The organism is Martinezella rhizogenes (assembly GCF_027460065.1).
GTDB lineage: Bacteria > Pseudomonadota > Alphaproteobacteria > Rhizobiales > Rhizobiaceae > Agrobacterium > Agrobacterium rhizogenes_C.
The window spans coordinates 442131-455966 of the sequence record NZ_JAPYZZ010000001.1; the positions used below are offsets into that span (position 1 = coordinate 442131).

13 protein-coding genes are annotated in these 13836 nt (G+C 58.9%); 6 read left to right on the plus strand and 7 right to left on the minus strand.

Annotation, left to right across the window (positions count from 1 at the left end; translation table 11 throughout):
- Positions 1-46: 46 nt before the first annotated feature.
- From dnaA to mutM, 4 genes are all read right to left on the minus strand, one after another.
- Positions 47-1510, minus strand: coding sequence for a chromosomal replication initiator protein DnaA (gene dnaA, locus O8B93_RS02145; protein WP_269708163.1), 1464 nt, complete (start codon positions 1508-1510; stop codon positions 47-49).
- 869 nt (positions 1511-2379) lie between these two features.
- Positions 2380-2646: a 30S ribosomal protein S20 gene (gene rpsT, locus O8B93_RS02150; protein WP_006310170.1), complete on the minus strand. Its 267-nt coding sequence runs from the start codon at positions 2644-2646 to the stop codon at positions 2380-2382.
- 195 nt (positions 2647-2841) lie between these two features.
- Positions 2842-3615 carry an enoyl-CoA hydratase gene (locus O8B93_RS02155; protein WP_269708164.1) on the minus strand — a complete coding sequence of 258 codons (774 nt, stop codon included), beginning with the start codon at positions 3613-3615 and terminating at the stop codon, positions 2842-2844.
- A 33-nt stretch (positions 3616-3648) separates the two neighbouring features.
- A complete protein-coding gene (gene mutM, locus O8B93_RS02160) occupies positions 3649-4545 on the minus strand; it encodes a bifunctional DNA-formamidopyrimidine glycosylase/DNA-(apurinic or apyrimidinic site) lyase (RefSeq protein ID WP_269708165.1) in 897 nt (298 codons plus the stop codon).
- Positions 4546-4688: 143 nt separating this feature from the next.
- Here mutM and ubiE point away from each other — a divergent pair, with 143 nt between their 5' ends.
- The 3 genes from ubiE (at position 4689) to olsE (ending at position 8158) form a co-directional block, all read left to right on the plus strand.
- On the plus strand, positions 4689-5465 hold the full coding sequence (ubiE, locus tag O8B93_RS02165) for a bifunctional demethylmenaquinone methyltransferase/2-methoxy-6-polyprenyl-1,4-benzoquinol methylase UbiE (RefSeq protein WP_269708166.1): 777 nt from the start codon (positions 4689-4691) through the stop codon (positions 5463-5465).
- A 37-nt stretch (positions 5466-5502) separates the two neighbouring features.
- Positions 5503-7077 carry a 2-polyprenylphenol 6-hydroxylase gene (gene ubiB, locus O8B93_RS02170; RefSeq protein WP_269708168.1) on the plus strand — a complete coding sequence of 525 codons (1575 nt, stop codon included), beginning with the start codon at positions 5503-5505 and terminating at the stop codon, positions 7075-7077.
- Positions 7078-7243: 166 nt separating this feature from the next.
- On the plus strand, positions 7244-8158 hold the full coding sequence (gene olsE / locus O8B93_RS02175) for an ornithine lipid hydroxylase OlsE (protein WP_269708169.1): 915 nt from the start codon (positions 7244-7246) through the stop codon (positions 8156-8158).
- A gap of 6 nt (positions 8159-8164) precedes the next feature.
- On the opposite strand, the gene O8B93_RS02180 is transcribed toward olsE, so the two are convergent.
- The 3 genes from O8B93_RS02180 to O8B93_RS02190 all read right to left on the minus strand — a co-directional run bounded on the left by O8B93_RS02180 (position 8165) and on the right by O8B93_RS02190 (position 11395).
- The gene (locus O8B93_RS02180; protein WP_269708170.1) at positions 8165-8539 is read right to left on the minus strand and encodes an MmcQ/YjbR family DNA-binding protein; all 375 of its coding nucleotides are present in this window, start codon (positions 8537-8539) and stop codon (positions 8165-8167) included.
- Positions 8536-9741: a bifunctional phosphopantothenoylcysteine decarboxylase/phosphopantothenate--cysteine ligase CoaBC gene (coaBC, locus tag O8B93_RS02185; protein ID WP_269708171.1), complete on the minus strand. Its 1206-nt coding sequence runs from the start codon at positions 9739-9741 to the stop codon at positions 8536-8538. The genes O8B93_RS02180 and coaBC overlap by 4 nt, the downstream gene beginning before the upstream one ends.
- Before the next feature lie 70 nt (positions 9742-9811).
- Positions 9812-11395: a peptide chain release factor 3 gene (locus O8B93_RS02190; protein WP_269708172.1), complete on the minus strand. Its 1584-nt coding sequence runs from the start codon at positions 11393-11395 to the stop codon at positions 9812-9814.
- An 89-nt stretch (positions 11396-11484) separates the two neighbouring features.
- Between O8B93_RS02190 and dut the strand changes: the two genes are divergently transcribed.
- The 3 genes from dut (at position 11485) to cysK (ending at position 13760) form a co-directional block, all read left to right on the plus strand.
- A complete protein-coding gene (dut, locus tag O8B93_RS02195) occupies positions 11485-11955 on the plus strand; it encodes a dUTP diphosphatase (RefSeq protein ID WP_269708173.1) in 471 nt (156 codons plus the stop codon).
- A gap of 78 nt (positions 11956-12033) precedes the next feature.
- Complete coding sequence (locus tag O8B93_RS02200) at positions 12034-12651, plus strand: LysE family translocator (RefSeq protein WP_269708174.1); 618 nt, start codon at positions 12034-12036, stop codon at positions 12649-12651.
- Between the two features lie 140 nt (positions 12652-12791).
- On the plus strand, positions 12792-13760 hold the full coding sequence (gene cysK / locus O8B93_RS02205; protein WP_269708175.1) for a cysteine synthase A: 969 nt from the start codon (positions 12792-12794) through the stop codon (positions 13758-13760).
- Positions 13761-13836: the final 76 nt, after the last annotated feature.

The following is a 13836-nucleotide window of genomic DNA, read 5'->3' on the forward strand; positions in this document are numbered from 1 at the left end:
GATAAATGAGAAACCAATAAAAAAGCGGCCCGAAGGCCGCTTCTTTTTATGCGTTGTTTTCGTTGATCAGGCGTTTCAGCAGCTCAACCTCGTGGCCGAGCTTGGTATCGCCGGAAATCAGTTCCTCGATCTTGCGCACGGCATGCAGAACCGTGGTGTGGTCGCGACCGCCGAAACGGCGACCGATCTCAGGAAAGGAACGCGGCGTCAGCATCTTCGCCAGATACATGGCGATCTGGCGCGGCTTGACGATAACCCGGGTGCGGCGGTTGGACACCAGTTCCTGCCGCGACACATTATAGTGCCTGGCAACAATGCGCTGAATGTCCTCGATGCGCACACGCTTGGCCTCACCGGTTCCGACGAGATGCGACAGCAGCTCATCGACACGGTCGACCGAGAGGTTCGGCTCAAAAGAGCGCCGGAACATCAGCTGGTTGAAGGCACCTTCAAGTTCGCGACCGCTCGCCGTCACGCTCTTGGCCACATGGGTCAGAATTTCGTCCGAGATTTCGAACGACGGATCGTCCTGACGCGCCGAACCCATGCGACGGTTGAGCATTTCGTAGCGCATGTCGTAATCAGGGCCTTCGATCTCGATCGCCATGCCGCCCTGAAGACGGGAACGGACGCGCGGATCAAGCGACTCCAGCTCCCAGGGCGCACGGTCAGCCGCAACCACGACCTGCTTGGCGCTGTCGAGCAGCATGTTCAGCAGGTGGCAGAATTCATGCTGGATCATCTTGCCCTGCAGGAACTGCATGTCGTCGATGACGAGCAGGTCGATATTGCGCAGCGTGTCCTTCAGCGTCAGCGCGTCATTGTCGCGGATAGCAGTCGCAAAACGCCACATGAAATATTCAGCCGTCAGATAGACCACGCGCGGATTGCGCGGGCTGTCGATGGCCGCATTGGCAATGGCCTGCAGAAGATGTGTCTTGCCGAGGCCGACACCCGCATGAATGAACAGCGGGTTGAAGCGCACGGCGCCAGCGCCGGCTTCGGCGATGGTTTTTGCGGCCGCAAGGGCGACACGGTTGGACGAGCCTTCGACAAAGGTATCGAAGGTAAAGCGCGTATCAAGCGGCGAGCCGAACAGCGGCCCGGAACCACCCTGACGCAGGGTCGCCTGCGCCGCCATAGGCTGCGCGGCAGGCGCTGCCGCGGGCTGCGACGGAATGAAGGACTTGTTACGCGGAGCCGCACCAACCTCCTGAGCGGGCTGTGCCCGTTCTTCAGCCTGCGCCGGGCGAACCGGACGGCTGGCCGAGCGGACAAGAATCTCCACCTTCAGCACATCCGGATCCTCGCTCTGGACGAGGCTGGTGATCAGATCCATGTAACGGTTGTTGATCCAGGACTTCAGAAAGGTCGTCGGAACGGTGAAGCGGACGACGCTTTTCGAAACGGTATGGAGTTTGAGCCGTGCAAACCAGCTTGCATAGACCTCGGGACCAACCTGTGCCTTGAGCCGCGCGCTAAAACGTTCAAACAGCGCATCATGCATCATTGCCGATTTATCCCCTGCCGCCTCTGAGCAAGCTGCATCACATGCCTTTGGTGCGCGGTCCCCATCAGCCACCGCACCCATCGCCAAATTCAATTGCATATTGCCGCCTTTCAAATTGCCAATCATAGCCTGACGATCAAAAATCGACCGCCAGGGATCCCCCTCGTTTATTTTTGCCCCCAGCGTTCCCCTCGAAAGAACGTCAAAGGCGACTACCCGTTTGCGAGTCGGTTATCCCATTTCACTCCCCCTCATGGAGAGACCTGCGACACGCTAAAAACGCTCCTTTCGTTACAACCTTAAGGCGCATTCTTGAGGACAAAAAGCCCCCGCCCGTTCCGAGACCGAAACGGCACAAAAAGCTCGATGACCTGAAAAAACGGACCTCGAAAGACCCGCCAGCAAGAAGGTATATATCGTCGATATGATGATCGAGATAATCTGTGGACTGAGATCCGCACCCCTTGTTGAAATGCATTTAGGCAGGATCGTGGGGAGAGATCAATGGCGTTTTTTCTGCAAAAACGTAGATCGGCCATTGACTCACAAAGGCCGTTTTGCATCACCGACGAGGTGCGAAGCAGAATCGCTTATGAATCAATGAGATTCAATTTTGGCAATTTTTGAGAGCCGATTTTACCAAAAAAATAAAAATCTTCTTGACTCAAAACTGGCCGCGACTTCCGTAGAGAAAGCTTCCCATTTTCCGAGAGACCTCCAGCAAGCCTTTGTTTTTATTGTAATTTTCCTGTCGTCCATCTGACACGCATTTGTCACGTTACGGCAGCAATGGTTAACGGGCAGTTAGAATCACAAAAAGCCCGGTCAAAAGACCAGGCTTTTTGAATAGTTATTTGTGATTAGCCGGATTAGGCGGAAAGAGCCTTAACGCGCTGGGCGAGACGCGACACCTTGCGGGATGCGGTGTTGCCGTGCAGAACGCCACGCGTTGCTGCGCGCTGGATCTCAGGCTGAGCTGCCTTCAGAGCTTCGGTGGCGACTGCGAGATCACCGGTAGCGATTGCTTCCTCGACCTTGCGGATGAAGCCGCGAACGCGCGAACGGCGAGCCTTGTTGACTGCGGTACGGCGAGCGATCTTGCGGGTCGCCTTTTTCGCCGAAGTTGTATTGGCCATGTATGCCTCTCTTCGAATTCAAACCAAATTCCGCAACCAGAGGATCGGGTCGTTCGACGACCTCACGTAACCCAAGAATGCGGGAGTAATTTCGGACAAGCCGGATGGCTTTCCTTAACCGTGGGCGGGCATATACCGCTAAAGCTTGAGCCCGTCAACGCGCAAAACGCTTAAAAGCGCCGATATTCCGAATCCTTAGCGATTCCGGAAAGCGGGTTTGCGCTTTTCGACGAAGGCCGCCATGCCCTCCTTCTGATCCACTGTCGCAAAGAGCGACTGGAAGGCACGTCGTTCATATCTCAGCCCCTCGGCGAGCGGCACCTCGAAGGAGCGGTTGACGCTTTCCTTGGCCATCAGAACGGAAGCACGCGACAACGAGGCAATGCGGGTCGCGGCTTCCACCGCCACCTCCATGAGATCTGCAGCCGGCACGATACGCGACACGAGGCCGGCGCGCTCAGCTTCCGCCGCATCCATCATGCGACCAGTCAGAACCAGATCCATGGCCTTCGCCTTGCCCACAGCCCGCGTCAACCGCTGCGATCCACCCATGCCGGGAATGACACCGAGGGTGATTTCCGGCTGGCCGAACTTCGCCGTATCAGAAGCGATGATGAAATCGCACATCATCGCCAGCTCACAGCCGCCGCCGAGCGCAAAACCGGAAACGGCGGCAATAACGGGCTTGCGGGTGGCCGCGACCTCATCCCAGCCGCCGAGGAAATCGCCGACATAAGCATCGACGAAATCCAGCCCCTGCATTTCCTTGATGTCGGCGCCGGCCGCAAATGCCTTTTCCGAGCCGGTGATAATGATGGCGCCGATAGAGTCATCGGCTGAGAACGAAGAGAGAATGTGTCGCAGCTCTTTCAGAAGCACCGAATTGAGGGCGTTGAGCGCCTTGGGGCGGTTGAGCGTGATGATGCCCACCTCATCGCGTTTCTCGACCAGTATCGTTTCATAGTCCACGGCAAATCTCCCCTTCTCCGTAGTCCAACATTGTTACTTCTGGCAGGCGGCACAATAGAATGTGGAACGGCCGGCCTGCACAATCCTTTCGACCGTACCCCCGCAGCCGGGTGTCCGGCAAGGCTGGCCGTCCTGATCGTAGACCGAAAAGGAGTGCTGGAAATATCCGAGCGTTCCGTCCGTCTGTATATGGTCGCGCAGGGAGGAGCCGCCGGCGGTAATCGCATCGGCGATCACGTCGCGGATTTTCTCCGTCAGATCGGTGAGCTGCGATTTCGGTTTGCCATTTTTCGTCACCAGCGTTCCCGCCGCCCGCAGGGGAGAAAGATGCGCGCGCCAGAGCGCCTCGCAGACATAGATATTGCCGAGACCCGCAATGACCTTCTGGTCCAGCAGCGTGCTTTTCAGGGGCTGGCTTTTGCCCTCAAACCGGCATGCCAGATAATCCGCGCTCAGCGCATTGCCTGTCGGCTCGGGGCCAAGCCCGGCGAAGGCAGGATAGAGGTCAAGCTTGTTGCGCTCCACCAGATGCATGAAGCCGAAGCGGCGCGGATCATTATAGATGACGCAGACACGCTCCTCTCCTTTATCCAGATGAAAGACGACATGGTCATGCTTGCCGTCTTTCGAGCGGGCATGATGAAACGCGCCGGGCGCTTCAGCCCCCTCGCCCTTTTCCGCCTCGATGCGGAACGAGCCCGACATGCCGAGATGGGACACGATCGTCAGCCCGCCCTCCAGCTCGATGAGAAGATATTTCGCCCTGCGTCCAAGCGAGATGATCGTCTTTCCTTCGATCAGCTCCGCGAAATCCTCTGGAAACGGAAACCGCAGATCGGGGCGGCCGAGATGGAGCTTGCGGACCCTTGCACCTTCCATGGCGGGTGCGAGGCCACGTCTGACGGTTTCGACTTCTGGCAATTCTGGCATCTGGCTTATCCGGCAGTTTATCGTTAGGACCATGTGGTCTATACAGTGCACGCGAAATGTCGCGCCCAGGCGATGCGGCAACAGATAGCGTTGCCATGGCGTTTCCGCTATGGTCCGCCACGCAATAAATATGGAGACAGATGATGACCGACGCCCGTACGACCGCAGAAGGTGGCATGGAAACGTCCTATGGCTTTCACAAGGTGGATGAAGGCAAGAAGCAGGGGCTGGTCAACGAAGTCTTCCACAAGGTGGCCAAGCGCTACGACATCATGAATGACGTGATGTCGGCCGGCCTGCACCGGCTGTGGAAGGACGCCATGGTCTCCTCGCTTTCGCCGCGCAAGGATCCTTCCTACAAGATTCTGGATGTCGCGGGCGGTACAGGCGACATCGCCTTCCGCATCATCGAAGCCTCCAACCGTCTGGCGCATGCCACCGTTCTCGATATTAACGGCTCGATGCTGGTCGTGGGCGAGGAACGGGCGGCGAAAAAGAAGCTCTCCGACAATCTGACCTTCGTCGAGGCCAATGCCGAAGAGCTGCCCTTCGAGGCGAATACATTCGACGCCTATACGGTCGCCTTCGGCATTCGCAACGTGCCACGCATCGATGTCGCGCTGAAGGAGGCCCACCGCGTGCTGAAACGTGGCGGTCGGCTTCTGGTGCTGGAATTTTCCGAAGTCGACATGCCGCTGCTCGACCGCGTCTATGACGCCTGGTCGTTCAACGCCATTCCGCAATTCGGCAAGATGATCACCGGCGATGCCGAGCCCTATCAGTATCTGGTCGAGTCGATCCGCAAATTCCCCAACCAGGAGGATTTTGCGACGATGATCCGCACCGCGGGCTTCTCCCGCGTCACCTATACCAATTACACCGGCGGCATCGCCGCCCTGCATTCCGGCTGGAAACTTTGAGACCCATGGCCGGCAGACGCAGGAGACAAGCATAAGCATGAGCACTTTGGGCGCATATTTCCGCCTCGCAAGGGTTGGCTGGGTTCTCGTGCGCGAAGGCGTCGTGCTGGCTTTGCCGTCCGACGACCTGCCTGCCCCGGCGCAATTGTTGAAAGCCCTGCTGAAGCCCTTCGCCCGCAGCAAGGCGAAACGGGCGCAGCGCAGCGACCGGCTGGCCGTGGCCGTCGAACGGCTCGGACCTTCTTATGTGAAGATGGGCCAGTTTCTCGCCACCCGGCCGGATGTGGTGGGCGCCGATTTCGCCGACGATCTTGCAAGCCTTCAGGACCGCATGGCCTTTTTCCCGGCCGCCGCGGCAAAGGCCAATATCGAAGGTTCGCTCGGACGGTCGATTTCGGACCTCTACAGGGAGTTCGGCGACCCGATCGCGGCCGCCTCCATCGCTCAGGTGCACCCGGCCATGGTGGATACGCCAAAGGGACCGCGCAAGGTGGCCGTCAAGGTCATTCGCCCCGGCGTGCGCCAGCGTTTCCAGAATGATCTCGAGGCGATGTATCTGATCGCCGACCTGCAGCAGCGTTTTGTTCGCTCCGCCCGTCGCCTGCGCCCGGTGGAAGTGACGCGCACGCTGGAGCAGACGACCAAGATCGAGATGGATTTACGGCTCGAAGCCGCCGCGCTTTCCGAACTTGCGGAAAATACCAGGCAAGATCCCGGCTTCCGTGTTCCGGAAGTGGATTGGGAACGTACCGGCCGCGACGTCGTCACCATGGAATGGATCGACGGCGTCAAGATGTCTGACATCGAGGGTTTGAAGGCGGCCGGCCACGACCTGAACAAGCTGGCCGATACGCTGATCCAGTCTTTCCTGCGGCATACGCTGCGTGACGGTTTTTTCCATGCCGACATGCATCCCGGCAACCTCTTCGTTGATGCGAAGGGCGAGATCGTCGCCGTGGATATGGGCATTGCCGGACGGCTCGGCAAAAAGGAACGCCGCTTCCTGGCCGAAATCCTCTATGGCTTCATCACGCGTGATTACATGCGGGTGGCGGAAGTGCATTTCGAGGCCGGTTACGTGCCGGGCCATCACGATAAAGCGAGCTTCGCCCAGGCGATCCGCGCCATTGGCGAGCCGATCCACGGCCAGCCGGCCGAGACGATCTCCATGGGCAAGCTCCTGACGCTGCTGTTTGAAGTGACCGAGCTTTTCGACATGGAAACGCGGCCCGAACTGGTGATGCTGCAAAAGACCATGGTGGTGGTGGAAGGCGTGTCGCGCATGCTCAATCCGCGCTTTAATATGTGGAAGGCGGCCGATCCGGTCGTCGGCGGATGGATTCGCGACAATCTCGGTCCCAAACGCATCGCCACCGATCTGAAGGATGGCGTGAAGGCGGCGCTCAAGCTCGCCGAAGCGGTGCCCGAGATCGCCGCCAAGACCGAGAAGCTGCATTCCGAACTGATGTATATGAGCGAGAACGGCCTGCGTTTTGACGCGCAGACGGCGGAAGCCATCGGCAAGGCGGAAGCGCGCCATACCAAATGGGGGCGCGTCGCGCTGTGGGTGATTGCGCTGACACTTGTTTACATTGCAATCAGGGTCAGTTGACCCTGTGAAGATTGGCATGTGCCATGTTGATGTAACGTAGTGGAGCGATAAGGACCTGATCTTCAAGCGAGACAGGTAATCGATGCGGGTAAGGGCTGCCTTGATTCCTGCGCGGAATTGCGCGGGTCGTAGAGAGCCGAAAGATGCCGGACGGGATTTGAGTTTCATGGCAAAAGCGCAGGTAATAAAACAGGCCCTCTCCTATTCTTCGTGGCCGCTCGTCTTCATCGGCGGCCTCTTGGGATCCTATTTCGCTTTCGCAGGCAGCCATCCGATCACTGCCTTTCTGGCTGTTTATGCGGGCGCGGTTCTGAGCCTGTTTCTTCTTGAGCGCTATATTCCCTATGAAGTCGAATGGCTTGAGGGTGACGGCGAGACCATGACCAGCATCGGCCACACGCTTTTGACCAAGGGGCTTGTGCAGCTCGCTGCAGCCGCATCGGCAATCTTCCCGATGCTGGCCGCCAATGTGCTGCAGCCGCTGGCGGCAATGCGTTTCGACCTGTGGCCATCGCATCTGCCAATGGTGGTTCAGGTCGCGCTTGCGGTGACGATTGCCGAATTCGGTCTCTACTGGGCCCATCGCATCGCGCATGAAACCGTGTTCTTCTGGCGCTTCCATGCGCTGCATCACAGTGTCGTGCGGCTCTGGGTCGTGAATACCGGTCGGTTCCATGTGGCCGATTCCCTGTTCAAGATCGCGCTCAGCCAGATTCCGCTCTATTTCATGGGTGCGCCGCTTCAGGTCTTCTGGTGGCTGGGTGCCGTGACCGCATTCATCGGTATCTTGACCCATTGCAACGTCGATATGAAAACGGGGCTGCTCGACTACGTCTTCAGCACCCCGCGCCTGCACCGCTGGCACCATTCAAAGCAGCTTCCGGAAGGCAATACCAATTACGGCGAGAATCTCGTCATCTTCGATATCCTCTTCGGGTCCTACCATAACCCCGACCGGCCCTCTTCCACCGATATCGGCATCAAGGGTGAGATCGCGAAGGGTTTTGTGCCGCAGCTGCTGCAACCCTTCACCAAAGAGGGCGTCCGCCAGATCATCGGCAAAGACAAGAAGGTAAACTGACGGAAATCACAGGCGAGGCGCGGTATCGATCTCGATGCCCAGTTCGCCCCGCAGTTTTTTGGTCAAGCCGGCTGCGACAAGCTCGTAGGAACGGCGCACATAGTGCTGCAACTCTTCCTGTTCGAGCGGCGAATGATCGCCAATCGACACCCATTTGCGTTTGGCGAAATAGGGTGCCTGAGCGATGCCTTCGAGCGAGGTGAGGATTTCAAAGCTCTCTTCCGAGCATTTCACCACCAGCCGCCAGTCGTCCCGTTCGCCCAGCACGGCAAAAACCTTGTCGCCCACCTTGGCGACATGGGAATCCCATTGATCGACAAAACGCACGCCCGGCCATTCGCCAAGCACCCTATCGAATGTCTTGCGATCGAAAAGGGTCATGCGAGTTTCTCCGCGATAAGGGCTGCCAGACGTTTTGCGACTTCCGCCTTGTCGAGATCCGGCCATGCCTCGACACCATCAGCCGAAATGATCTTCACACTGTTGCGGTCTCCGCCCATGATGCCGGTTTCCGCCGACACGTCATTGGCGACGATATAATCTGCGCCCTTGCGTTCCAGCTTGGCGCGGCCGTTTTTCTCGACATCCTGCGTTTCGGCAGCAAAACCCACCACCAGCCTGGGGCGCTTTTCATGGTGGCCGACGGTCTTGAGAATATCCGGATTTTCCGTCAGCTGCAGGGACGGCGGCGCGTCACCCGGCTGCTTCTTGATCTTTTGTTGCGAGGAACCTGCCACGCGCCAGTCGGCGACCGCGGCGACCATGACGGCGATATCGGCCGGAAGCCTCGAGATCACCGCATCGCGCATCTCCTCGGCACGCTCGACATGGATCGTCGTCACCCCGGCGGGATCGGCTATGGTCACGGGGCCGGAAACCAGCGTAACCTCTGCCCCCAATGCCGCGAGAGCCGCTGCGATGGCATGGCCCTGCTTGCCGGAGGAGCGGTTGGCAATATACCGCACGGGATCGATCGGCTCGTGCGTAGGCCCTGATGTGATGATCGCCGTTTTGCCTTTGAGCGGCTTCGGCCTGCCATCCAGCAGCGACTCGACGGCTTCTACGATCTGCAAAGGCTCCGCCATGCGGCCAAGGCCGCCCTCGCCCTTCTCCGCCATTTCGCCGGCCATGGGCCCGATGAAAAACACGCCATCCTTCTTCAGCGTTTCGACATTGCGTATCGTTGGTTTTGCCGACCACATTTTTGGATTCATGGCCGGCGCAGCCAGCACCTTGCGATCCGTCGCGAGAAGGATCGTGGAAGCGAGATCGTCGGCGAGGCCATTCGCCATCTTCGCCATCAGATCGGCGGTAGCGGGTGCCACCAGCACGAGATCGCAATCGCGCGCCAGCCTGATATGGCCGACATCCTGCTCGTCCTGCCTGGAAAACAGCTCGGTGAAGACATGGGTGGCAGACAATGCGCCAACAGCGAGCGGGGTGATAAATTCCTGCGCGCCCTTTGTCATGACAGGCGTGACCTTGGCGCCGCGCTCCTTCAGGCGGCGGATGAGATCAAGGCTCTTATAGGCCGCGATGCCGCCGGAGATGATGAGGAGAATATGTTTGCCTGAAAGCGTCATGATGCCGGACCAGTTTCCCGTTTCACCGGGAAACTAAGCCCTTGGCATACAAAGTGCAATCCGGCTGATGTCACGCCGCCTTGGCGACGTGATATTCCTTGATCGCGACCATCTTGATCGCCGGAAAACGCTCTGCTTCGTAACGCAGCGAGAAGGCGTCCTGTGCCAGAAATACCGGATCGCCATCCAGATCGCGGGCGATATCGCCGCGCTTGACGTTGAGGAACTTGTCCATTTCCGCCGGCTGATCGGATGAAATCCAGCGGCAGACGGAAAAGCGCGACATTTCGAAGGAAACCGGCAGGCCGTATTCACCCATCAACCGTTCCTTCAATACGTCCAGCTGCAGCGCGCCAACGACGCCGACGATGGCCGGCGAACCGTCTTCGGGCGAAAAGAGCTGCACGACGCCTTCTTCCGCCATCTGCTGCAGGGCTTCCTTCAGCTTCTTCGCCTTCATCGCATCCTCCAGTCGCACGCGGCGCAGGATTTCCGGCGAGAAGTTCGGAACGCCCTGGAAGACAAGGTTTTCGCCTTCGGTCAGCGTATCACCGATGCGCAGCGTGCCGTGGTTGGGAATGCCAACCACATCGCCCGCAAAGGCGGTATCGGCCAGCTGACGCTGCGAGGCGAAGAAGAATTGCGGCGCGGTGAGCCCCATCAGCTTGCCGGTGCGTGCCAGTCGCGCCTTCATGCCGCGCTCCAGCTTGCCGGAGCAGATGCGGGCAAAGGCAATGCGGTCTCGGTGGTTCGGGTCCATATTGGCCTGAATCTTGAAAACAAATGCCGTCATCTTGTCTTCGGCCGCATGCACGGTGCGGGTATCCGCCACCTGATCGCGCGGCGGCGGCGCAAAATCGCCAAGCGCATTGATTAGGTCACGCACACCGAAATTGCGCAGTGCCGAACCGAAGAAGACCGGCGTCATGTGACCTTCGAGAAAGGCCTGGCGGTCGAAAGGACGGCAGGCTTCCAGCGCCAGTTCCGTTTCTTCGATAAAGACCTTGCGTTCGTTTTCCGGCAGACGGTCTGCGACCGCCTGCGGGCCGTTCACGGGCAATCCATCCACCTGGGTATCGTTGCCACGGAACGTATTCTCGGCGAGATTATAGGCGCCGCAGAAGCTCTTCGCGCGTCCGACCGGCCAGGTGATCGGCGCAGTATCAAGCGCCAGCTTCTCCTCGACCTCGTCCAATATCTCGAAGGGGTCGCGGCTTTCGCGGTCCATCTTGTTGATGAAAGTGATGATCGGGATATCGCGCATGCGGCAGACTTCGAAGAGCTTCAGCGTGCGCGGCTCAATACCCTTGGCGGCATCGATGACCATGATCGCCGCATCCACCGCCGTCAGCGTGCGGTAGGTATCGTCAGCAAAGTCTTCGTGGCCGGGCGTATCGAGAATGTTGAAGACGCGGTCGTTATATTCAAAGGTCATGACCGAGGTGACGACCGAAATGCCGCGCTCGCGCTCGATCTTCATCCAGTCCGAACGGGTCTGGATACGATCCTTCTTCGCCTTCACCTCGCCGGCAAGCTGGATCGCTCCGCCGAACAGCAGCAGTTTTTCGGTAAGCGTGGTCTTACCCGCATCCGGGTGCGCGATAATAGCAAAGGTGCGGCGGCGGGAGACCGCCTCGGCAAGTGTTTCGGCCATCTGACAAATCCTGTGAATTGCGGGCTATCTAGCGTTTCAGGCCCGCATTTGCAATTGACCTCGCCGCGATCTCGGCAAACTAATGCCGCATGACCGTTCAAAACGACAATCGCCCCCCTCTTCGCCTCGTCCGTCTCCCCCATGGCGTTGGCCTCGATTTGCCGTCCTATGAAACTGGCGGCGCCGCCGGCATGGATCTACGCGCTGCGGTGCCCGCAGGTGAACCTCTTACCTTGAAACCCGGCGAACGGGCGCTGGTGCCGACAGGCTTCGTTTTCGAGGTTCCTCAAGGGTATGAGGCGCAAATCCGCCCCCGCTCCGGTCTCGCGATCAAGAACGGCATCACCTGCCTCAATTCTCCCGGCACGGTGGACAGCGATTATCGCGGCGAGGTGAAGGTCATTCTCGCCAATCTGGGGCAGGATGATTTCACCATTGAGCGCGGCATGCGCATCGCGCAGATGGTGATCGCGCCGGTGACGCAGGTGACCGTTCTCGAGGTCACGACGACTTCCGAAACGGCACGCGGCACCGGTGGTTTCGGTTCGACGGGGCTTTAATCCGCAAGCTCGCATGATCCGATTGTTTTGACCCGGCAATTTCGCTATGGATTCAGCAAATTTCCTGGGAACACGATCATGACGATGACCACCATTCTTGCCTATGCCACCGCCCTTTTTATCGCCGCGGCCATTCCCGGCCCCGGCATGACGGCAATCGTGGCGCGGGCGTTGGGGTCGGGCTTCCGTGAAACCTTCTTCATGGGCCTCGGTTTGATACTGGGCGACATGATCTACCTCACCGCCGTGATATTGGGGCTCGCCTTTGTGGCGCAGACCTTTCAGGAAGCCTTCATGGTCCTGAAATTTGCAGGCGCAGCCTATCTGCTCTATATCGCCTGGAAGCTCTGGACCGCCGGCCTGCTGCCGCAGGATCTGAAGGCTAAAAAAAGTTCCAGCATGTCCATGTCGTTTCTGTCCGGCCTGCTAGTCACGCTCGGCAACCCAAAAACCATGCTGTTTTATGTGGCGCTGGTACCAACGCTGATCGATATCCGCATGATCGGACCATCGGAATATGCGACACTTCTTGGCCTCACCTTCGTCGTGCTGATGGCCGTTCTCCTGCCTTACATCCTGCTTGCCGCCAAGGCGCGCAACCTGTTGAAACGGCCGAGCGCCTTAACGATCCTCAACCGTACGGCGGCCGGCATTCTGGCCGGAACGGCGACCATGATCGCAATCCGCAGCACCTGAAATAGATTCGTGCGCCTGCCCCATTTGCCGTAAAATTATTCCGGTCATTCCGCGATATTAGGACGAACGTTCGCTAGCCTGAGAGGGCTATTGCTCCTATTCTGCCGCTCAAACTTGCGGTCTTCATACAGGAGAACATCATGCCCGAAGCCAGAAAGCCCGGACGCGGACGCGTCTATTCCTCGATCACGGAAACAATCGGCGACACCCCGATCGTGCGGCTCGACAAGCTGGCAAAGGAAAAGGGCGTGAAGGCCAATCTGCTCGCCAAGCTGGAGTTCTTCAACCCTATCGCCTCCGTGAAGGACCGCATCGGCGTTGCCATGATCGAAGCGCTTGAGGCGCAGGGAAAGATCACCGCCGGCAAGACCACGCTGGTGGAGCCTACCTCGGGCAATACGGGCATCGCGCTCGCCTTCGCTGCCGCCGCCAAGGGTTACAAGCTGATCCTCACCATGCCGGAAACCATGTCGGTGGAACGCAGAAAGATGCTGGCGCTGCTGGGTGCCGAACTGGTGCTGACCGAAGGCCCGAAGGGCATGAAGGGCGCTATCGCCAAGGCGCAGGAACTGGCCGAGACCCTGCCCGACGCCATCATTCCCCAACAATTTGAAAACCCCGCCAATCCGGATATTCACCGCAGGACCACGGCGGAGGAAATCTGGAACGACACCGACGGCACGGTCGATATCCTCGTTTCCGGCATCGGCACCGGCGGCACGATTACTGGCACCGGTCAGGTTCTGAAATCGCGCAAGCCTGAAGTGAAGGTGATCGCGGTCGAGCCCGCCGACAGCCCGGTTCTTTCCGGCGGCAATCCCGGCCCGCACAAGATTCAGGGCATCGGCGCCGGCTTTGCACCCGCCATTCTCGACACGGGTGTGTATGATGAAATCGTCACCGTGACCAATGACGAGGCGTTTGAAATTGCGCGTCTGGCGGCACGGCTCGAAGGTGTGCCGGTCGGCATCTCCTCGGGTGCGGCACTGGCCGCGGCCATCAAGGTTGGCGCGCGTGAGGAAAATGCCGGCAAGAACATCGTCGTCATCATTCCTTCCTTCGCAGAACGTTATCTTTCGACCGCGCTTTTCGAAGGCCTTGGGCTTTAAATTACGTTTTCGAGCGCGGCACGGTTGCGCCTGATTAACTGATATCCCGATGTGCCGCCCGCCCCGCTGGCGGCAC

Excerpts from the sequence above, each read along its gene's own strand:
- dut (WP_269708173.1), top strand. The coding sequence starts at position 11,485 with ATGACCGTTCAAAACGACAATCGCCCCCCTCTTCGCCTCGTCCGTCTC.
- rpsT (WP_006310170.1), bottom strand. The coding sequence starts at position 2,646 with ATGGCCAATACAACTTCGGCGAAAAAGGCGACCCGCAAGATCGCTCGC.
- ubiE (WP_269708166.1), top strand. The coding sequence starts at position 4,689 with ATGACCGACGCCCGTACGACCGCAGAAGGTGGCATGGAAACGTCCTAT.
- cysK (WP_269708175.1), top strand. The coding sequence starts at position 12,792 with ATGCCCGAAGCCAGAAAGCCCGGACGCGGACGCGTCTATTCCTCGATC.
- ubiB (WP_269708168.1), top strand. The coding sequence starts at position 5,503 with ATGAGCACTTTGGGCGCATATTTCCGCCTCGCAAGGGTTGGCTGGGTT.
- O8B93_RS02180 (WP_269708170.1), bottom strand. The coding sequence starts at position 8,539 with ATGACCCTTTTCGATCGCAAGACATTCGATAGGGTGCTTGGCGAATGG.
- coaBC (WP_269708171.1), bottom strand. The coding sequence starts at position 9,741 with ATGACGCTTTCAGGCAAACATATTCTCCTCATCATCTCCGGCGGCATC.
- O8B93_RS02190 (WP_269708172.1), bottom strand. The coding sequence starts at position 11,395 with ATGGCCGAAACACTTGCCGAGGCGGTCTCCCGCCGCCGCACCTTTGCT.
- O8B93_RS02200 (WP_269708174.1), top strand. The coding sequence starts at position 12,034 with ATGACGATGACCACCATTCTTGCCTATGCCACCGCCCTTTTTATCGCC.
- olsE (WP_269708169.1), top strand. The coding sequence starts at position 7,244 with ATGGCAAAAGCGCAGGTAATAAAACAGGCCCTCTCCTATTCTTCGTGG.
- dnaA (WP_269708163.1), bottom strand. The coding sequence starts at position 1,510 with ATGATGCATGATGCGCTGTTTGAACGTTTTAGCGCGCGGCTCAAGGCA.
- mutM (WP_269708165.1), bottom strand. The coding sequence starts at position 4,545 with ATGCCAGAATTGCCAGAAGTCGAAACCGTCAGACGTGGCCTCGCACCC.